Origin of the sequence: Novipirellula artificiosorum (assembly GCF_007860135.1) — a bacterium.
Classification (GTDB): Bacteria; Planctomycetota; Planctomycetia; order Pirellulales; family Pirellulaceae; genus Novipirellula_A; species Novipirellula_A artificiosorum.
On sequence record NZ_SJPV01000001.1, the window covers coordinates 666219 to 686987 of the forward strand.

General features: G+C 55.5%; 14 protein-coding genes. 6 read left to right on the plus strand and 8 right to left on the minus strand.

The features are described 5' to 3' along the window. Nucleotides 1-116: 116 nt before the first annotated feature. From Poly41_RS02275 to Poly41_RS02285, 3 genes are all read left to right on the plus strand, one after another. Nucleotides 117-1079: a 3'-5' exoribonuclease YhaM family protein gene (locus tag Poly41_RS02275; protein ID WP_197231005.1), complete on the plus strand. Its 963-nt coding sequence runs from the start codon at nt 117-119 to the stop codon at nt 1077-1079. After that, on the plus strand, nt 1072-1773 hold the full coding sequence (queC, locus tag Poly41_RS02280) for a 7-cyano-7-deazaguanine synthase QueC (protein ID WP_231615343.1): 702 nt from the start codon (nt 1072-1074) through the stop codon (nt 1771-1773). Before Poly41_RS02275 ends, queC begins: the two co-directional genes overlap by 8 nt. A gap of 122 nt (nt 1774-1895) precedes the next feature. Beyond that, nucleotides 1896-2420 (plus strand): hypothetical protein, encoded by a 525-nt coding sequence (locus Poly41_RS02285; protein ID WP_146524285.1) that lies wholly within the window; start codon nt 1896-1898, stop codon nt 2418-2420. A 1-nt stretch (nt 2421) separates the two neighbouring features. On the opposite strand, the gene Poly41_RS02290 is transcribed toward Poly41_RS02285, so the two are convergent. From Poly41_RS02290 to Poly41_RS02315, 6 genes are all read right to left on the minus strand, one after another. Next, a complete protein-coding gene (locus Poly41_RS02290; protein ID WP_146524286.1) occupies nt 2422-4851 on the minus strand; it encodes an O-linked N-acetylglucosamine transferase, SPINDLY family protein in 2430 nt (809 codons plus the stop codon). Between the two features lie 35 nt (nt 4852-4886). Next, on the minus strand, nt 4887-5762 hold the full coding sequence (locus tag Poly41_RS02295) for an ankyrin repeat domain-containing protein (RefSeq protein ID WP_197231006.1): 876 nt from the start codon (nt 5760-5762) through the stop codon (nt 4887-4889). A 207-nt stretch (nt 5763-5969) separates the two neighbouring features. Beyond that, nucleotides 5970-9830: a dockerin type I domain-containing protein gene (locus Poly41_RS02300; RefSeq protein WP_146524288.1), complete on the minus strand. Its 3861-nt coding sequence runs from the start codon at nt 9828-9830 to the stop codon at nt 5970-5972. Nucleotides 9831-10176: 346 nt separating this feature from the next. Next, a complete protein-coding gene (locus Poly41_RS02305; RefSeq protein ID WP_146524289.1) occupies nt 10177-11040 on the minus strand; it encodes a hypothetical protein in 864 nt (287 codons plus the stop codon). Between the two features lie 4 nt (nt 11041-11044). Continuing rightward, nucleotides 11045-12085 carry a prenyltransferase/squalene oxidase repeat-containing protein gene (locus Poly41_RS02310; RefSeq protein ID WP_231615344.1) on the minus strand — a complete coding sequence of 347 codons (1041 nt, stop codon included), beginning with the start codon at nt 12083-12085 and terminating at the stop codon, nt 11045-11047. Continuing rightward, entirely contained in the window at nt 12082-15351 is a 3270-nt protein-coding gene (locus tag Poly41_RS02315; RefSeq protein ID WP_146524290.1) for a hypothetical protein, read from the minus strand. Before Poly41_RS02315 ends, Poly41_RS02310 begins: the two co-directional genes overlap by 4 nt. Nucleotides 15352-15477: 126 nt before the next feature. Between Poly41_RS02315 and Poly41_RS02320 the strand changes: the two genes are divergently transcribed. The 3 genes from Poly41_RS02320 to Poly41_RS02330 all read left to right on the plus strand — a co-directional run bounded on the left by Poly41_RS02320 (nt 15478) and on the right by Poly41_RS02330 (nt 18653). Then, complete coding sequence (locus Poly41_RS02320; protein ID WP_146524291.1) at nt 15478-16377, plus strand: sulfide/dihydroorotate dehydrogenase-like FAD/NAD-binding protein; 900 nt, start codon at nt 15478-15480, stop codon at nt 16375-16377. A gap of 124 nt (nt 16378-16501) precedes the next feature. Next, complete coding sequence (gene gltA / locus Poly41_RS02325; protein ID WP_146524292.1) at nt 16502-17932, plus strand: NADPH-dependent glutamate synthase; 1431 nt, start codon at nt 16502-16504, stop codon at nt 17930-17932. Between the two features lie 133 nt (nt 17933-18065). Further along, a complete protein-coding gene (locus tag Poly41_RS02330) occupies nt 18066-18653 on the plus strand; it encodes a 3-keto-disaccharide hydrolase (RefSeq protein ID WP_197231007.1) in 588 nt (195 codons plus the stop codon). A 54-nt stretch (nt 18654-18707) separates the two neighbouring features. Here Poly41_RS02330 and Poly41_RS02335 read toward each other — a convergent pair whose 3' ends face one another. Continuing rightward, complete coding sequence (locus Poly41_RS02335; RefSeq protein ID WP_197231008.1) at nt 18708-19616, minus strand: aldo/keto reductase; 909 nt, start codon at nt 19614-19616, stop codon at nt 18708-18710. Beyond that, nucleotides 19613-20668: a family 16 glycosylhydrolase gene (locus tag Poly41_RS02340; protein WP_146524294.1), complete on the minus strand. Its 1056-nt coding sequence runs from the start codon at nt 20666-20668 to the stop codon at nt 19613-19615. The genes Poly41_RS02335 and Poly41_RS02340 overlap by 4 nt, the downstream gene beginning before the upstream one ends. Between the last annotated feature and the right edge of the window lie 101 nt (nt 20669-20769).

Consider the following 20769-nt stretch of genomic DNA (forward strand, 5'->3'; position numbering starts at 1 on the left):
ACTCGCTACCGGCTTGCCAAGCCACATCGTTACACGCCATTCTAAGCGGATCCCATTCGTTCGTGGCTCTCGCACCGCTCGATCGCCCCGTTCCTCAAACGTGAAGCATTTTTCCAGTGATTCGGACTCCTATCTCAGAACTGGCCGATGGCCAAACCGTCGAACAATCTTTTCGCGCTGCCGATAAACAACTACGCGTGAATCGCCAAGGAGGCAAATACATCATCCTCAAGCTCGCGGATCGTTCGGGAACCCTTTCTGGGATGCTCTGGAACGCCGACGAGCGCGTGTTTGACTCCTTCGATCGTGGCGACTACGTCTTTTGTATCGGCCGGACTCAGATTCATAACGGTGCACTACAAATGATCGTGACCGAGGTCCAACGCATGGACCCGGCTGAGGTGGAACGGTCCGAATTCGAACGATTTGATGCCGATGAGTCACAGCGGCTGCGATCGCAGCTCGTCGAGTTGCTCGGTGGCCTAAACAACGTTCATCTGCGGCAACTCGGCGAAGCCTTCCTCGGCGACGACGAATTCATGTCGCGATTGATCGTCGGAGCCGCCGCGGTCACCAATCACCATGCCTACCCTGGCGGGCTCCTTCGCCATACGGTGGATTTGATGGAATTGGCTCAATTGGTCGGCCCTCGCTACCCGCAAATCGATACCGAGTTGCTGATCTTCGGTGCATTTCTGCATGACCTCGGCAAACTCGAAGAGTTGTCTTGCGAAGGCGAAGCCAGCTACACCGATCGTGGCCAATTGGTCGGACACATTGTCATCGGAGTCCAAATGCTTGACGAGAAGATCCGAACCGTCGAATCAGCGAACGAAGCGTTTCCCGTTGAATTGCGATTGCAACTCGAACATTTGATCGTCAGCCATCATGGGCATTACGAATTCGGCAGCCCCAAGTTGCCGGTGACCCTCGAAGCCCTGACGCTGCATCACCTCGACAATCTCGATGCCAAGATCGAATCGTACACCACCGTCATCGAGTCGGATGTCGCGGCCGACGGCAATTGGACAAACTACAATCCGGCCATTGGCCGAAAGCTGTGGAAGAAACGTGACTAAACAACCCAATCGTCCCGCGGTGGTTTTGCTTTCCGGCGGCCTCGACAGCGCAACGTGTTTGGCGGTTGCAAAGTCACAAGGCTTTGCTGCTCACGCGATCAGTTTTCGCTACGGCCAACGGCACACCGACGAACTCGATTGTGCCATCCGAGTCGCCCAATCGCTTGCTGCGACCTCGCATCGCATTGTCGATATCAACTTGGCCCAATTTGGTGGCTCGGCACTGACGGATGCGTCGATCGAGGTGCCAAAGCACGAATCGGTCGACACGCTTGGCGAAACCATCCCGGTGACCTACGTTCCAGCACGCAACACCGTGTTTCTGTCATTGGCACTTGCGTTTGCCGAAACGATTGGATCCAACGACCTCTTCATCGGAGTCAACGCGCTCGACTACAGCGGCTATCCCGATTGTCGCCCTTCCTTCATTGCGGCATTCGAAGCGATGGCAAACTTGGCGACGAAAGCCGGCGTCGAAGGCCATCGATTGACAATCCACACGCCATTGATCGACAAGACGAAGGCACAAACCATCGCTACGGGCTTGTCGCTGGGTGTCGACTATTCGCAAACCCTGTCCTGCTACGACCCCGGCGAACAAGGGAAACCGTGCGGCCACTGCGATGCATGCCTGTTGAGACAAAAGGGGTTTCGCGAAAACGGACTCGACGATCCGTCAAGCCAGCCCGAGTGATTCACAACCCCAAGGTCGAACCCGAGAAAAATCCCCCGTTTTCTGCAGAAGCCCCCGCCTCGCAGAGGCTCTTGGTAGACAATAGAGTCTGACCACCCCCATTGCCTCACGGAGAAATTACGATGCGATCCGAGCTCTTGCTATGCGTGTTTTGTGGCGGCTGCGTGCTAAACGCGGTGTCGGCTTCGGCACAAAACACGGAAACCTCCACCGTGCGGATTGGAACCTACGACAACCGGTCGATCGCCGTGGCCTACGCGGCATCGCCCTACAACCCGATCGCGGAAAAGATGGTTGAACTTGACTCCGCTCGAAAAAGTGGTGACGAAGAGACCATCAGTCGATTGAATGCTTGGGGAAAGAAACAGCAACGCATGCTGCACTTCCAGGGATTCGCCCAGGTACCCGTCGGGAACCTGCTCGCGCCCGTGAAGGACCAATTGGCTAAGTTCGCCAAGGAGCACAAGCTCGCCGCGATCGTCATGAAATGTGATTACGTGGGACCAGAAATCGAAACCGTTGACGTAACCGAGGACTTGGTTGAATTCTTCCAACCCGATGAACGAGTTCGTCAAATGGCTCGCAAGATCCGCGATGCCGAGCCTGTGGAATTGACCGAGGTTGCCGATCTGCCCGCGGGCAAATGAATCAAACCCAACCGCAAACACGTGTTTCGATCTCGCGTACCAAGCCAACCGGGTCGGTCAAGGTGCTCGCCAAGAATCGACGTCGCAGCTCAGCTCGCAGTTCGCGCAGTCTGCTCAGATCATTGAGCATTTGCACCGCGATTTCAACATACTCCTCCGCGTCCCCTGCGACGAGTTCCGGCATCCCCAAGCGGATCATCATCGCAGAGGTTGCACGGTGAGCATAGAATTCACCGCAACATGACACGATCGGTGTCCCGACCGACAAACATTCCAGCGAAGTCATCGTTCCTTGATAGGGAAACGCGTCGAGGGCCAAATCAACCGACATCATCGTCTGCAAGTGCGTCTCAAGTGTCTCGGCTCGTGTTTGGAACCTCAACTGACGCGGCAAGACGCCGCACGAGGCAAACTCACGTCGATAGCGGTCTTGGACCGAACGGATGGAATATCGATCCCCATACTTGAAGAGGACACTCGCTTGGGGAGCCTTTTTCAGAATCGTCGCATACGCGGCGATCGCGGTGGGCGAAATCTTCGCGATGTTGTTGAAGACGCCAAGCAGCGGCGCGCCGCGAGACGCGACGGATACGTTTGCCACTTCCGGATAGGGACGCCAAGCCAAATGTGCATGGTCAAGCCAAATGAGTTGTTCACCGTAAAGTGACTCGGCGGTGCCGGGAGGATCGGCAAAACGATCCGTAAGGTGATAATCGATCGTTTGAAGCGCCGTGGTGTTGGGATAGCCCAAGAACGATACTTGGACCGGGGCCACCCGCTTCGATAACACTCGCAAACGATTGCCGCCACCGGTATAGCCACCCAATTCAATCAAGACATCGAGTTGATCCTGTCGAATCGCCTGGGCAACCGCTTCGTCTTCCATGGCTTGAATGAGTACAAACCGATCGACCGCTTGCTCGGTCGCTTTTGTGATTTCATCGAATTGTTCACTGTCGTGATAGACCGTGACATGAAAAAGGTCGCGGTCATGGGATTCGAGGATCGGTAAAATGATTTTGCCAACCGGATGCGTATAGAAATCTGCCGCCAAATAGCCAATGCGGATCTTCTCGTTTACCGCTCTCTGGCGTTTCGCAAGCGGAACGGGACGTTCCGTAAAGCGAATCCCCAATCGAAAGTGCTCTTTCGAAATCTCGGCTGCCGTGTAGCGATCGGAATAGTTCATGTACAAAAGACAATTTGCGGCCGCAACCGAGTCCCCACGATCCAGCCGCAGCAATTCGCGGCAATACGTCAAGGATTCATCAATTTCGCCGATCAATGCCGACAAGGCAGAGAGCTGAAACAAGTTATCGCGATGACTCGGACGCAGTTCCAGCACGCGCCGTCGGAGCGGAAGCGAATCCACTTTGCGCCCCGCCTTTTCCAATGTGGTACAGGCCACCAACAACAGATGGCTCTCCGAGTCGGATGACAACCGTTGCTCGGCATCACAGCACAAGGCCAACAACAAATCGACCGCTTCGTCGACACAACCGATCCACCGCAGCGCTTCGGCGAGCCGCAGTTGGCTGGCCATGTCCACTGGATCGTCTTGGACCGCCGACCGCCACCGAACCACCTCCGCATCCCAATCCTTGGCTTTGGTTTTCCTCTCCTTTTTCTGTTCGGGTTCGCTGTTACCCTCTGCCAAAACCCGGCGACGAAGCGGTTCGGGGATGGGATAGCCAAGCATGTCAAGCGTGGCATGAAAATCTTCATTCTTCCGTAGGTCCGCCCAAATCTTTCGACTTACCGGACTGCGCTCGTTGAAACGAATCTCCTTGCGTTCAACACGTACCGAATCACCCGTCATGTTCGTGTACTGGTGCCATTTCTGTTGCCAGTCCGGGTCGTAGGCGATCGCAAGCGTTCGGCAGACATCGGCCAGTGTCGCTTGTGGATCTTCGAGAAAATCTTCGTAGCGAAACCAAGGCATCTGCTGGACCGATTCGGCAAAGGCTCGCGTGCCGCGCCAAAAAGCCGCCTCATCCCAGGCATCGCCAAGCGCCTTCATTTCTCTGCACTGAAGATACTGATCAAGCGGATGCCGCACGGTCGCACAACGCTTTTCCTGTTCCGTGATCACGTCCTCCCACGAAAACCGAAGCCTCGGTTTTGAAACAAAGGGGAAACCCACAAAATCCAGATGCGACCAGTCGCGAACCACCAGACTTAACCGTCGCTTTTCGGCGCGGCCCGCAATCATCGCCAACGCCTTCGCAAACCCGTCCACCTCGTCGCTTTCGAGTTCGCGAATCTCAGCCGCGTCCACCAAGCCATACCACTCGGCCGCCTGGCGTAGCGGATGAAAATGGCGCGTCCCCAGCGGGTGAATCTCGCTCAGAAAACAGACCCCCTTCATCGAAGCCAAGCAACGTGAGATCAGCGTCCCGCCCGAACCGGCAAGGTGATGCAGAAGAGGCATGGCGGGTCGATTTCAGTAGGGCGCGTTCTCTTGGTCTATTTCAATTCGTTGCCGCCAGTCGGTGGCTGCGGTTTGGACTCGTTGGCGTGATTCGCCCCCTGCAATTCTTCCACCTTCTCCGTGCCGATCGTTCCAACGGGATGCTGATCAAGCCACTCCACCAATTCGGTGTATTCCTTGACCAAGTCACTCGCAATAAAATAGACGTCCATGCTGGGGGCCGCGAGCTTCCGCTTCTTGTAGTAGTCCAGCTTTTGAATCGCGATCTCACGCACCGTTTTTCCGTCCCGATCCGGGATATCGGGACTTGCTCCTGCTTTCAGGATCTTGAGCACCGCGGCCACCCTGCTGTGTTTAACACCCTCATGACATGCGGTTTCCCTTAACCTATGACGTCGATCCAGTTCAACGCCCGCCGCGAGCAAAGCATCAAGTGCCTCCATTGAGTTCATTCCTGGCGGCGAAAAGTAGGAATGGAGCAAAGTCTGACCATCGGCGTCCAGGTCAAACGGGTCATTGCATTGAGGGAACGCAGCTAAGAAGTAATCGCTTTTGCGGTGTCGCAGTGCCAAACGCAAAACGGTATCTCCAGGAAGGAAGGGCATAAAGTGGACAGTACGCAGTCCATCTCGACAGTCGCTCGCTAGTTTCTTATCGACGTCAGCGCCGTGTTGAACGAGAACTTTAAAGATCGGCAGATCGCCAACAATATAGGCCCACATCAGTGGTGTCACACCAAACTTCCCCGCCTGATTCAGATCGAATCCCTCCTTAAGCATCTTCTCGATCTTAGACGTATCCCGCCTAGAGATAGCTTCACAAAAATCAAGTTGCTTACCGGGTCCAAAGAACATACTGGCCTGAAACCCTTCCACTTTTGCAATCGTGCCCCACTCTTCGGGAAAACGCAAACGGGCCCCTCCTTGTCCTGAATGCCCGCGACGCTCCGACGGCGACTCCACCGCCATTGAAGCTGGGAATTTAAAAAGAACAATTGCATACAGGACTATCCAGCAGACGCTACATCTTTTCATTGTGTAGGAACCTTTGTTTTGGGCACAAGAACGGACGTCGGTCGGTTGGCAGGTACCAGAAAGAACGACATTGCGCAGCAGTGACTATCTGCCGAAATAGACATCCCATTGACTGCTGTGAAGTAAACCATAGTAAATGGAGGGAAAGCGATGAGACTCAACAAGCTTGCCAAATGCGTCGGTCGCACCGTCTGCCGTTGCGTAAAAAATCGCTGCCACAAGGTCTTGTAGCGTCTTCTCATCAATTGGGTCGGAGAGGTCGAGGCCTGATATCGCTTGCCCCAAGGTCTCAACTAAACGAAGCTCATTGGGCGACAGCTCGTAGAGTCCCTCCAAGGTAACGGGAATTCCAACCGCAGTGGGTGCGAAGCTGGCACGTCTTTGCAGGAATGTCAACACATCGGGTGCATGCCATCGACCCTCGGAATCCGCGCCAATCCAATTGACGTTATAAGCTGTGATCTTCTCACCATCGGAGTCGTAGGCGGCCAGCGCATTATCAGAAAAATCCTCTGGAAATCCCACGCTGCCACCTATTTCCTCAAACGTATGTCGCTGAACTCCAGATGCATTGAACGTGTCGGCATGGATGCCAGATCCTAGGGCTGCCGCGCTCGCCAGCCCTCCCCCAAGTGACTGGCCTGTGGTGATAAAGCCGTCCAATTCATGAACCTGTGATAACAAGTAGGTCAACCAAATCGAATGGTAGTGTTGAGCCTCACCTGAGACCAGCAATTGGGTAAGGTTTGTTAGCCAATCTCGCAAATCCTCCGTGCCCGCAAATGAAAGAACATATCGCCCCGAAACATGGTCCCGGTACAAGGCTACTTGAAGACCTGGCACCCCGATCGGTGGGCTCCCTATGGCTGGTACTTTTGAGAAGAGTGTTCCTAGAACGTAGTCGATATCCTTTTGCTTTAGGTCCTTCTCGATGAGTTCCCTGACCTCCTCTTCCGTCAATCGTTTCATCACGTATTCGGTTGCGTCGATTGGCAAGGCGCCCCCGGGACCGGCGCTTCCTGGCTTGGGATCTTTGTAGCCATAGACAAGTTGTGCCGCGAAGGCGCTGCGCAGTTCGGGCTTGGATTGAACCGTCGGGTAGAACGAGTTGGGCTCGACCACCATCCACTTGACGTCATCGTAGAGATTGTCAACGCCATAGCCAATCAAATGGGCTCGTAACCGTGTGTCTGGCTTGCCATAGTCGTCGACTCCCAAATGCGAAACCGAGCCAACGAGCGAGTAGTGATCCTTCCGAACACTCGTGGCTTCGAGATACAACTCAATCTCTCCTGTCGCACCGTCATAACCTAATTCGCTCAGTCTGTAGATTCGGTTCATCGATACCCGGTTGCCGCCATCTGCAACGTCGTCCGGGTTGGGCCCAAACATCGATTTGTCGGTGTTCCAGACTCGAATGGTTCCCGATTCCGGCCCCGCATCGATCTCTTCGAAGCTGAGGCTGTAGGATACTGGGGCGAGTCCAACCGGAAGCGTGATTCGAACGGGCGTGAACTGTGCCGCCCCCACCTGCAGCATTTTGCCAATGCCATAGTCGTTCGCTTCAAGGTACTCTTCCCATTCCGATCCTTCTGGGAATGCGAAACCGTCGTTGTTATCGCTGTCAATGTCCACATCGATTCCGCCCACGTTGACCGCCACTTCGCCGCCGAAGACCAAGCCGGTGTCGGCGTCGGCACCCAAGGAAGCATTGTCACGCCAATCGAGCGTGATGGTGGTGGAAAACAGCGAAATGCCTTCGACCCATACCGTTTCTTGACCCGCATAGGCCACGCCGCCACCCCATTCGCGCATCCGATCATCCTGGCCGCTTTCAAACGGAAGGATCAATGCCGCTTTGTCCGCCGACGTCCAGACCCGAATGCTCTGCAGATCGTAGCGAAACTCAAACCTACCGTCGGTAGCATTCATGGATTCGGAAAGCAGAGCCTCGAGGGACAATTCTCGAAGATCAGGATCGACAAAACCACGATCGAAAAGGTCATCGCTACCATCTTGATTGTCGTCATTGTTGTTCAAAGTGACGTCAAGCTTGTCAAAGGCGTAGCCAATCTCACCTGTATCATCATCTTTCAGCGTGAGCTCTACGGGATAAATTGAATCCAATCCCGACTCCAACTCTTTCTTGGCTTCCAGAGTCGTTACGAATGGCCACATTGCCTCATAAGAGAAGAGACCAGTCTCGGTCGTGCCTTGTTCTCCCCATTTCACCTCGAGGCTGTGAGAATCAAAATGACCTGGATCGACGAAGTCGGCCCTAACAATCCCCTCATCGTTGCCCTGATCGCTTCTGCCAAACGAAAGGGTTGGTCTCGAGTCAAATCGCGGGATCACATTCAGAACCGTCGCAGAGGCTGTTTGGGTTTCACCAAAATCAAACTCGAGATTGATCGTGTCTTGCGGCGTGTGATTTGCGTTGTACCAAGGCCCATCGTCGCAAATAAAGAACCAGGAGGAAAAGATCTCGCTGTGACCGGCTGGGTCCAAAGACGGCCTACGGAAGTAATCGAGATCATAGAACACGGTTTCTCCGTTATCGTCAAAGTTACCGTCAAAGTTGGTGTCGGCCCGAAGGATCAGATCGGGGGGTGGCAGCAGTTGGCCATTTTTTCGAGGCCCGTCGATCTCAACGGTGACTTCCAACGATTCGCCTTCATGGACCCGATCGCCCTGCGGACTGCTGACTCCGCCACTGTAAGCGCCAAAGGTGTAACCCTTGATGTAGAACTTCGTAGCCGACGTCTGCCCGCCTGACACCGAGCTATCACTCCCACCGGTGTCACCGCCTGACGTGTAACCACCGCCCGTGTTGGCGCCCGTGCTACCGTCGATCGCAACGCCTGTTCCGGTCCCGAAAGAAGTCGGTGAGATCGCTTGGGTTCCGCCACCCGAACTCCCGCCTGCATCCGATCCACTGCCCGAACCGGTATCACCACCACTCGTGTCACCACCGACTCCGGTCCCAGCCCCCGTAACCTCTCCCGTGTCTCCGCTTGACGCACCACCTGACTCACCCCCGGAATCTCCCTCCGACGCACCCCAACTGGATCCATCGATCGATCCGTCGCCGGAATCGTCACCCGAGACCCCCGAACTTCCATCCCAACTACTTCCATCCCAACTACTTCCATCCCAACTACTTCCATCCCAGCTACTTCCATCCCAGCTACTTCCATCCCAGCTGCTTCCATCCCAGCCGCTTCCGTCCCAGGTGCTTCCGTCCCAGGTGCCTTGGTCCCAGGTGCCAGAACCCGCACCGGAATCACCTCCACAACCATCCCCCGAACCTTCGTCCCAAATGCCACCCGAGTCGGCGCCCGAGGCACCTTCCGAACTGCCGTTCCAAGTCCCCGTACCGGAGCCTTCATTCCAGATACCGCCGGAGTCTCCGCCAGAGTTACCGTCCGAACTGGATTCGGACTCACCGCCGGTGACCACACAATAGTCGAGCCGACAATCGAAGGCTGAGGCCGCCTGAGCAGCCGCTGTCGCTGCTTGCGCCGCACGATCCGCTTCGATCGCTGCAATCGCCGCATCGAAATCGTTTCCATCCAGTTGGTTGTCTTGATTGAGATCAGCCGCTGGAATTTGCGAGAGACTCCATCCGGCCTCGATCGCATTGGCGATCCGTAGCGCATCCGCGGGTGTCAGCTCGCCATCATTGTTGAGATCGGGAAGCCCCGCCCCGGCAATCTCCGCTGCAATCGTTGCTCCGGCCGTGTATTGCAAGGAAGCATCTGCAAACGAATCACCGGCCAACAATTCCCTTGCGTGCAGATGCTCCATTCGCAATTGTCTTTGCGGCCGCAGTTGCCGCCAAAGCGGTTCGCCCATCCGGTAAGAAACTGCATCCTGCGGTAGGACAGCTCCCAGAGACCGCAAGGACATGGTGACTCGTTTCCATGTTGCGTGAGATTCAGGCATCGAACGCTCCACAAAGAGAAGAGGAGATGGCTTGTGCGATTGCCCCAGCCGTGAATTTACGAGTCCCCGGTCAGACGTCAAGAAAAAAACAGAGCGTTCGTTGCAATTTTCAAAAAACTATCATTTGGCAGCGTTCACCTAACGTTCCTGAACACTCGCGACGCATCTTATTGCTTTCCTTCATTTTCTCCGACGCATCCGACAGATTTCTTCCAGCGGGTGAAAGCCATCGGTCAGCCGTGGAGACGCAAATAACGCACACCCTCCCACCAGAGGTAACAAATACTTCTACTGACAATGGGGTCCAGCTGGACAGCGCCACTTTATGAGCGGCAACCAGGATCCATCACGGAGCGTCCCGGGCCTTGAACTCGATGCAATCGAGCGATTCGATCGGGATCTTGCATTCATCGAACAGATCATGAACACCCATCACTTCCCGGTCGGTGATTCGAACGGAGTGAAGTGTGAGGCTACAACCGCCCGAAAAAATCACGTTCACTTGCCTCGACTGTTTTTGACTGTCTCGGGTCACAACGAGTGGGGCGTTAGGAACAGGAATCCGTTCGATCCTGGCAATCGTCTGGCGTGCGATCTGCTTCTCAGCGGAAAGCACTCGAATCCGAAGCTTTTCCGAGTCCAGAGAGACAAATTCTCCACGCAGCACATCTCCCGAAATGGAAAAGCAGAGCACCGATGAAGGATCTTCGTTGCTCAAACCAACGCCATGCAATAGGCGTTGCTGCTCGTCTCGGCTCAAGGCCGCAGCAGGCAGGGCCATCTGAAAGAAAACACTTTGGATCGATGCGTTTTCGACGAAGGTTGCTGCCGTCTGCGGAGAGCGAAAGGTTACCCCCTCGTCATCCATCTGCTCGATGCTTCCAGCAAGGAAGTCTCCTCCAACCAGCGAAAGCCCCTGCGAGGGTGTTTCCTTTTCGATGCGATTTCGAACGAGGCGATTGAGATAATCGATCGATTCGATACGACGCAGCTTGTCCAAGTCGTAGCTGTCACTCCCCTGCGATTCACTGTCTCGGAATCGAATCGGCGCCGAGGTCGAATCCGCTTCGATTTGTCCTTGGACCTCCGTGCCATCATGAAAGGTCAAACGAAGAATAGGTGATTCAGCCTCCGCGTGCGTGCCCACAAACCCCAGTAGGATTGCGAGGGTGAGCAACAGCAATGTCGAACCTGTTTTTGCGATCGTCAAACCTCTACCTCTCATAGATGGGCAACAGCCGATAGTTCACCGCTAAGGCCAAGAGCGACAGCGACGTGGAGTTGGCGGTACCGAGATCCCCTCGAAAGCTGCCGTCGTCATTCTGCTGCCGCTGAAGGGTGCGGATCAAGCCTTGGTTCCATTCTCCCCAAGCAGCCGTGTCCGCCTGAAACAGAGCCTGTGCTTGATAGTAGCGAGCATACTCCATCCATCCTGAGCGCTGACTCAAATGGTTTCGCACATATTTCTCGGTTGCCTGGTACTGGGGCAAGTCCTTACGACGCGAGATAGAAAAGACAAGGCACGTGATGGCAGACCGCGAGATCGACTCGCCAAAACCATCGAGGCCTCCCGCGTAGGCAACGGCGCCATCGTCGGAAGTCATGCCGATGAAATAGTCAATGACTCGATTGATCGCCTCGTCGGGAACTTCGATACCTGCATTGCGAGCTGCGAGCAATCCCATCAACACCGCTCCGCTCACCGATGTGTCTGCATCCTTGGCCCCGGGCGAATACCGCCATCCTCCGCGTGTATTGTTTTTCTGAGAGGTGATCGCGCAGCGGACGCCCAGTTCCAACGCTTGTCCAATCCCGGTCCGATCCGCCTGACTCGCTCCTTGCCACAGTTGGTTCTCATCGACACTGCCATAGGCCTCGGCCAAGGCAAGCAGCGCGAACCCGTGGTGGTACATACTGCTGCCCATGTAGCCGCTCTCGGAGTCTTGAGTTGCGAGGATATTCCGGACCGCCTTGCCAACTGCGATGTGGTATTTACCAAAATTGGGATCTTCACCAGACGAGAGCAACGACAGCAGCCCCAACGCTGTGGTCCCCGCCCCAGGTTCTCCGCCGTCGTTCCAATCACCGCTGTCGGACTGGGTTCGAACCAAGAAACTCAACCCACGGTCCATCATTTCCCGGACGTCACGAGAAACTTCGTTGCCTTCGAATGTTTGCCCCAAGCAGGATACCGATGGTAATAAAGCCAGGATAAATAGCAGGAGCCTTACAGCTGTCGAATCTTGTCTTCTCATTGACTCTCCTCCACGCGACGGAAGTACTCCTCCAATCCAGCTCGAAACTCTTCGGGCAGCACCTGACCTGTCTTCCCGGTTGTTTGCAAGGTCTCTGACTCACGCAGCTGTTCGTTCTCGTTCACCCCAAGGCCTAACAGCGCCAATGCCGCCTCGGCACCACTCCCCTGCCCTCCCCCGCTCGGATCGGATCCCGCCTCGCCGCCACCCTGCGGGTCCACTCGTTTTGACCGCAGCAGCAATTCGATCGCTTCGGATTCTGCGGCGATGGCTTCATCAGCCGTGTTGGGAGATTGCAAGATACTTGCGGCCTCGTTCATCGTCTGTGCGACCATCAACATCAAATTGATATCGTTCTCGTATCGAAGTGCTCCGTCAGGAATCGATTCCAACTCCGAGACGACCGACTCGATTCGCACTCGCAGTTCGGTTTGCGTTTGGCCCAAGCGCACCGCTTCGGTCTGATACTCGATCGCTTGCAACGCCGATTTCGCTTGTTCAGTCGTTCGGGTTTCGTCTCGCAAGTTGACTTCTTGTTCCAAGATTCGCAGCACCTCCAAAATCACACTCGGCGGCAAAGAGGCGTTCTCTTTGGGACCGGGATCGGACTCACCCTGGGGAGACTCCACCAATTCATCGGCCCAGCGGTCCAAGGTGTGGCACCAATAATCCGCTTGAGCAATCGATAGACCTGGTTCGGTTGTGATGCGAGATTGAAGTCGATCAAGTGCTGGCAAGACCTCTTCGCGATCCATTTCGTCGAGCACGATTCCAAACAAGACCATTTGCTTCCGTTTGTAAAACGCTCGCATGTCATCGATCGTTGTCGAGAGTTGCTCACCAAGATCCGTTTGCAAGCGACCAATCATTGCCAGATACTCACGGTCTGTGGAATTCTGATGCAGATCCTTTCCAAATAGTTGTTCGATTCGATCGGCAAGCCGGTTGGCGATCGATTCTTGGATCCGCGATGCCGCCTTTAACCGTTTCACAAAGGTACTTCCTTCGAGTTTGACCAGCGTCGCGTTCATCTCTTTTGAGAGTTTCTTGAACTCCGTCAACAGCTCGTTTTGTTCGTCGATGGCTTCCTCAAGCAGCGAGGGTTCTGATTCGCCGCTGTCTGAGGAAGCTTTCGATATCGCCACGGTGGTTGCGGCAAGCCCCAGTCGGTTTTTCGAATCGCTCTCGTCTGTGGTGAGATCAACGTTTCCGTCGCTCGATGGGCTGCGCAATCGCTGCGAAGATTCCTGGTCAACAACACTTGGAAATTCGCTGTCTTTCGTTTCTTTGTCAAGTTCGGATGGCGACAAAGACGTGGGTTCCGAATTCGACTTCAACCGGTTTTCACCGACCAGGCTCGCGTCGCTTTGCTGTTGAACGTCCGACGCCATCGCACGGGATGCTTTCTCCAACAGATCCGCGACCGTCGGCATCCGCTGGGTCGATATCTCTTGAAGCGTTTGAATCATTTCAGCCATGCTTTGGATCGATTCAGCGCCGACCTCCGCGTTGCGTGCAGCCTGACTCAGCAAGGTCTTTCCTGCCTTGGTCAATTCGCTCAAACGTCTCGCGTTCGCTGTTTCGGCAGCCGCCTGTTCCCTTAGCGCGTCTTGCAGTGCCCTGTCAATCGCCCCCTCTCGGGTCTGTTCCCGCAACTCCTTATTCCGCTGATGCAAGCTCATTTCGCGGTCGCGGACATCCAGAGCCGATTGCTGCCAAACCAATAACCGACCGGCGATCCATTTAGCGTGTTGTGACGGATTCAAGATGGTCAACCGATAGGGAACGCTGTAGGAGCGTTCGCGGTCCAACCGATAATCTTCTGCCCACAATCTCAGCTCTACCGCACGGGCGGGAAGTCCGAGCGACTTCGCCGTGAACGTCACCGGAACCTGCAGCGACGACGCATCGGGAGCTCCAGACGCAATCGTTCGTTCGTCCAAGTACGGGGTGTTGGGCTGCTGATCACTCGCTTGCCAAACGACGCCAATGCGTTTGACGCCAAAATCGTCGCTGGCGATTGCTTCGATGTGAAAGGGTTCGCTATCAAGCAAGACCGTATCGCTTGGCCACTTGCTGGCGACGACCGAGGGAGGTTGATCCGCAACCGATTGGATCGAGAGAGAAAACGGTTGGCGTCCAGAAAGCCCCAAGGTGTCTCGCCATTGAATTGACTTTTCAACCGGCTCATCGCCAACAGTGAATGGATCGGATGCAATCACCGCATCGCTCACTCGAGTCGTGACTTCGTCAATCGACGCCGCCGAAAGAGACCGCGACGCCGTCGCATGGAGAGACACTTCGCTGCCACCGACAACACTCAAGATTCCACTGCGCAGGTCCTTCTCGATCGGCTCGGGTAACTGCAAATAGGGAGGCAACCGGACCGTTGCAGAAACGGTCGTCAATTCGGGTCGCAATGTAGGATGAAGTTCAATCGATTGTTTGTAGTCGCCGATGGCCAAGTGCATCACCGTGGTGTCGAGCGTTGCCGGAAGCTCGAACGCGTAACGATTGCCCACACGCGTACTGGACGCGATGGCTGACGAACCCTCCGAAAGTGTCGCGCTGGCCGGTTTCCAATGGCTTTGGTCGTCCAGACGAATCGTCCGAGTGGATCGTTCACCATGCGGCACGATCCACGTGGATGCAATGGGCTGCACCCAGGTAAAGGTGTAACGAGGAATCGATCGCCATGGGGCCAGCATGCGGGCCCATGCGTTACGGGCTGCGGGCCGAGCCACCAAGAAGGCGGTGGCAACCAAGACGGTCGCGAGAACAAGCCAAACCCCGTAGATGCCCGTTCGTGAGGGAGGGGCCGCATTGTTTAGGTCGACGTTCGCCGCCGCCGCCGCGACCTGGTTCATCGCCGCTGCACAAAGCCTCGGCGACCTGGCTTGTTCGGTTTCACTTTGAGTCAATTCGATTACGCCAAGCAATCGGTCACCAATATCGGCTTGGCGGCGTCGCAGCAATTCGGCAAGCTGATCAAATCGCCGATGCTGCCAGACCCAGCGGTGCATCGCCCAGGGAACGGACAAGCAGACCACGAGAACCACCAACCCAATCGCGAGACGGATCGTCGCAGGCGTGTCCCCTAACCGGTCAGCCACAAACACGGTCAAGAAGGCCGCCAAGACGACGAGGACGGCCAAACAGACCGCCTCGGTCATTTTGGTCCACCAAACCTGCCTTCGAAATGCAGTCAATTGGTCCCGCAAGCCCGGTGGGACGCTCAGTCGGACGGGCGTTTTGGGGGAGGGCATGTGCTGGGAGTGAGGGTTCGAGGTTGACGTTTTCGAGCCGCTGGCGGATGCTAGTGTGTCGAGGCGATATTTCGTTGCGATTTTCGCTGCGTGAATCTAACCTGAACTGTGCGGCGAAAGGAGCCCATGTACCCCATTGTCGAAACCAGGGAACTTGCCACGGACGTCAAATTGTTCCGTATTCTTGCCCCTCGCGTAGCCAAGAAACGCAAGGCGGGCCAGTTCGTGATTGTCCGGATTGACGAACATGGTGAACGAATCCCACTTACCATCGCTGACTCGGACGACCAAGGCAATATCACGATTATCGTCCAAGGCGTCGGGAAAACAACCAAGTGGCTCAATACGCTGAGAACGGGCGATTCCCTTCTTGATGTCGTCGGTCCCTTGGGCGAAGAATCCGAGATCGGCGACTTTGGGACGGTTGTTGTGATTGGGGGCGGGGTCGGAACGGCGATTGCCTACCCCACGGCCGTGGCCATGAAACAAGCGGGCAGCCGCGTGATCAGCATCCTCGGCGCTCGCAACAAAGAATTGCTGATCCTCGAAGACGAACTTCGAGCGACCAGTGATGAATTATGCATCATGACCGATGACGGCAGCTACGGCGAAAAGGGCTTCGTCACCCAGAAACTTCAACAGCTGATCGACCGCGGCGAGCCCATCGCTCGCGTGTTGGCGATCGGCCCCATCCCGATGATGAAAGCGGTTGCCGAAGTCACTCGTGATCTCGGAATCAAAACGATCGTTAGCCTCAACCCCATCATGGTCGACGGAACCGGCATGTGTGGCGGATGCCGAGTTTTGGTCGGTGGCAAGAGCAAATTTGCTTGCGTGGATGGGCCCGAGTTCGATGCGCACGAGGTCGACTTTGACATCTTGATACAACGCAACAGCTTGTACAAAACTCAAGAAAAGAAATCGCTCGAACGCTTCGAAGCCGACAAGTGCGAGAACAAGAAGTCAAAATCCGCATGCCGGTTGGAACACGATCATCCCGAGGTCGGTCCAAAAGTGGGAACGTAACCGACCGTCAACGTCGGTGCTCTGACCGTCCAGAAGGCTGCTTGCGAATTCCTGCTGGCACGCATCCGCTGACGCTTTCACCTCCCTGATCACTCTTTCCACACCCCAATCACTTTTCCAATCCATGGCCGAACCGCTACCTCCCAAAGAACGTGTCAAAATTCCTCGCCAAGGGATGCCCGAACAAGACGCGCACCAGCGTGCTCGCAACTTCAAAGAAGTCAATCTCGGTTTGGAAGTCGTCGCAGCGGAATCGGAAGCCCAACGATGCTTGTCCTGCGCCGATCCCAAGTGCGTTCAAGGATGCCCGGTTGGCGTCAAGATTCGTGACTTCGTTGAACTGGTCCTCGATGGCGAATACCTCAAGGCGGCAGCAAAAATCCGAGAAGACAATGTGTTGCCGGCGGTGACCGGTCGCGTCTGCCCTCAGGAGAAACAATGCGAAGGCGCGTGCATCATGGGCAGGCGATTCAGTTCGCTTGCGATCGGCAATCTGGAACGCTTCGTCGCCGACTATGAACTGCAAACCGGTGAGGTTGGATTGCCCGAGCGAGCTCCGGCCACGGGCAAAAAGGTCGCCATCGTCGGTAGCGGACCGGCGGGGCTCAGCTGTGCCGGTGATCTCGCTCTCAACGGCCACGATGTCACTGTCTTCGAAGCACTGCATGAGATTGGCGGCGTCCTGGTTTATGGTATCCCAGAGTTTCGATTGCCGAAAGCGATTGTCCGGGGCGAAATCGAAAACATGAAGAAGATGGGAATCGATTTTCAAACGAATGTCGTGATTGGAAAATCGGTCACGATCGATGAGTTATTCCAAGAAGAAGACTTCGACGCCGTGTTTATCGCTACCGGAGCTGGCTTGCCGCAGTTCTTGAACATTCCTGGTGAGCATCTTGGCGGGGTCTACTCAGCCAATGAGTTCTTGACGCGAGTCAATTTAATGAAGGCGTATGACGAAGAGAACTATGACGAACCCGTTTACAAGTGTCGCGATCGAAACGTCGCGGTCATCGGCGGCGGCAATACCGCCATGGACTCTGTGCGATCCGCGATGCGTCTCGGTGCCGAGCACGCCTACATTGTCTACCGACGCGGTGAAGAAGAAATGCCTGCCCGAGCCGAGGAGGTTCATCATGCGAAGGACGAAGGCGTCGAGTTCTTAAACCTGCACAATCCCACCGAATTCATCGGCGATGAACAAGGTATCTTGAAGGCGGTCAAGCTGATCAAGATGGAACTGGGTGAACCCGATGAATCGGGACGTCGCCGCCCTCAGCCAATCGAAGGCAGTGAGTTCGAAATGCCGCTCGACGTCGCCATCATCGCCGTCGGCACCGGAGCCAATCCCTTGGTTCAATCGACCACTCCCGACATGGCCACCAACAAATGGGGGTACATCATCGCCGATGAAAACACGCTCCGGACCACGAAGCGAGGCGTCTTCGCAGGTGGTGATATCGTCAGCGGAGCGGCGACCGTCATCCTGGCGATGGGTGCGGGGCGAACCGCAGCCAAGTCGATCAACGAGTATTTGGCAACCGGCGAATGGTAACAAACAGGATCCGGCTGGCACGATCGAAACGGGGCGTGGATGCGGAGCAGACTTCCATCCCTTATACTAGATGCTTCATGCGAACTTCAAACTGCCCCGCCCTGCCCCACCCTGCTTTGCTAGGAATACCATCATGCTGAGTCGATTCTTTTCGCTTGCTCTGATCGTCTGTGGACTCGTCCCCTGTGCCTCCGCAGAAGGTCCAGACGTTTTGTTCGACGGGAAAACGCTCGATCGATTTGACGTGATTGGCTGTGAAGCCACGGTGAAAGACGGTGCGATTTTCCTCCAAGCCGGCAATGGACTGATCCAAACAAAGAATCGTTATCAGGATTTTGTGTTCGATTTCGAATGGAAAGCACTCGACGAAAAGATGTGGGACTCGGGTGTCTACTTTCGCTACGACTCCGTCCCAGCGGGTCGGCCCTGGCCTGCAAACTATCAGGTGAACCTTCGCAAAGGGCAAGAAGGAAACCTGGGTGGATTCGATTCTGGCACGAATTCCGTTGCCACGAAACCAGGCCAGTGGAATCGATTCGAGTTGACGGTGCGCGGCGACAACGCATCGCTGAAAGTCAACGGGAAGCCGTCGTGGTCGGTCGATGGAATCACACAGCCCGAAGGTTACATCGCCCTCCAAGCAGAAGTCCCTGGGGGAGGCCAGTTCTTGTTTCGCAAGGTCCGCGTGACCAAGCTTGATGCGGAATCGGGCGGACAATAGAGGTCATCGAACGTACGACGTCGTGGTCGACTCACTATCGCACACACTTGGCGATCATTTTTTGATCGCAAGTCGCACGCGTGCTGCGATTTCGGCTCGCAGATCTTCGGACAGCGGGCCTGCTTTGGCGGCGGCGATATTCTCTGTCAAGTGTTGGTCATTGCACGTTCCCACGATAGTCGTGGTAACACCGGGGTGCGAAAGCGTGTAACGCAAAATCAGCTGAGCACGAGACATCCCCGTCGGCAAAACTTGATCCAGTTTCGCTTGCGACCAAACGTCATTCAAAGCCGGACGTTGGATTTCCGCATCGGGGCCACCTTGGGCAACACCGCCACGCACGATCACCGCAGCACCGATCTCCGCCGCTTGCTGGATGCAATCACCATGCTCAGGGGCCAAGCACGAATACGGAATTTGAAAGGTGTCAAAGACCTCAAGCTCGATCAGCGATTTCAGCTCCGGCAATTTGCTGGAAACACCGATGCATTTCACCAAGCCTTGATCGCGAAAGGATGCCAACTGGTCGATCAAACCTTGGCGAACCAGCGTGTCGGCATCACCACCATGAAACTGCAAGACGTCGATGTAGTCGGTCCTCATTCGTTCGAGTGAGGTATGCAGATTCCGTTTGATGACCTCTTTATCCCAAACGTGATCGATCTGAAGGTGATCCTCGTGCTGGGTGTAGACGCAGCCACATTTGGTGGCCAGCACATACTCACTGCGTCGCGAACGGAGATAGCGCCCGATACGCTCTTCACAGATTCCGTAATCCGGCGAGGTATCGATAAAGTTAATACCGCTGTCGAGCACGAGGTTCAAAAAACGTTCAGCATCGGATTCATCGACCACCCGAACGCCCCACGTACGCGGGCCGCGCAACCCCATGCTGCCGTAGCCAAGCTGAGTAACGTGAAGGCCGGTGTGACCAAGCGGTCGAGTGGGAAGCATGATCGTCATGGCGTTTCGTGTTCATCCATCGAGCGGACGTAGCGTGTGATGTTTGTGGGCACGTCGGGATCCTTCAACGTCGTGAACGCTTCGTGCCAATCGCTGTCGGTATGCGAATTCTTCCAAGCACGGACATAGTCGATGCGGAAGGTGCTCGGCAAGTCCTTATCCTCGGGCATGCCAAGCCAATCCCCCATGGTTTCTGAATCGAAGATCAGTCTGAGCGGAGCGTGCCAATGCGTATTCTTCATCCGCCGCACCGGCACACCGTCGACGTAGTAAACCAATTGCTCGGCATCCCACAACAGCCCAAAAACGTGGAAGTCGTCGGCAAATTGAAATGGCGCGGTCCAGGTGCCACCCTCATTCCAATGCCGTCGTCCATCCGCAGGAGTTTCAAAGATATGCGCGTTCATGTGGTAAGCGTTCTCGTGGCCGATCGCTTTGCCGCCAAGCTCGAAGACGTCGATTTCCGATCGATATCGTTTCCCTGTTTTTCGGTCTCTCATTTGGCTGGCAAACCAAAACGAGCTTGAACCGCCAGAGTTCATCGCTTGCGAACGAACCTCAAAGTAGCCGTACCGGACCAACGCCTTTGAGACCACACTCGCCGATGAATAGCTATGAAACGCCTCGTCGGGTCCGTGAAAGCGTTCCCGTGGCAGCGTGTCATCCCGCCGCATCACAAGCTGCAAGTTTCCGTCTTTAACATGGACGTTTTGACCTTCGCCGAGAAATCGCGACGGAGCGCGACCGTACCAGGTTGGGTTATGGTCCCACCACTGTTCGCTTCGCAGCGCAGCGCCCGAAAACTCGTCCCACAACGGCTCGAACTTCGTCCAATTCGCAGCGTTCTTTTGGTCGGACAGTGGCATCTCGTCGCTGATTCGATCCACTGGGGGCGTCAACGGTCCCGTCAACGTCCAGTTCTCCGTGGGCGCAGAAGCTTCATTCTCAAGCCGAGGTGGCGCCGCCGAAGCACGAGTCAGCACAAATGGAGACACAAGAAGGAGGCAAGCAAACAGAGCGGAACCATACAGCGGTGTCGATAGCATCGTCATTTTCTCGGTGGGTTGTTGAGCGTGCAACAAAGGGTAGGTGGGGACAACGATTATAACGAAGCCGTCGCTCCCCACCAGCACGTGACTTCGACTTAGCAGCC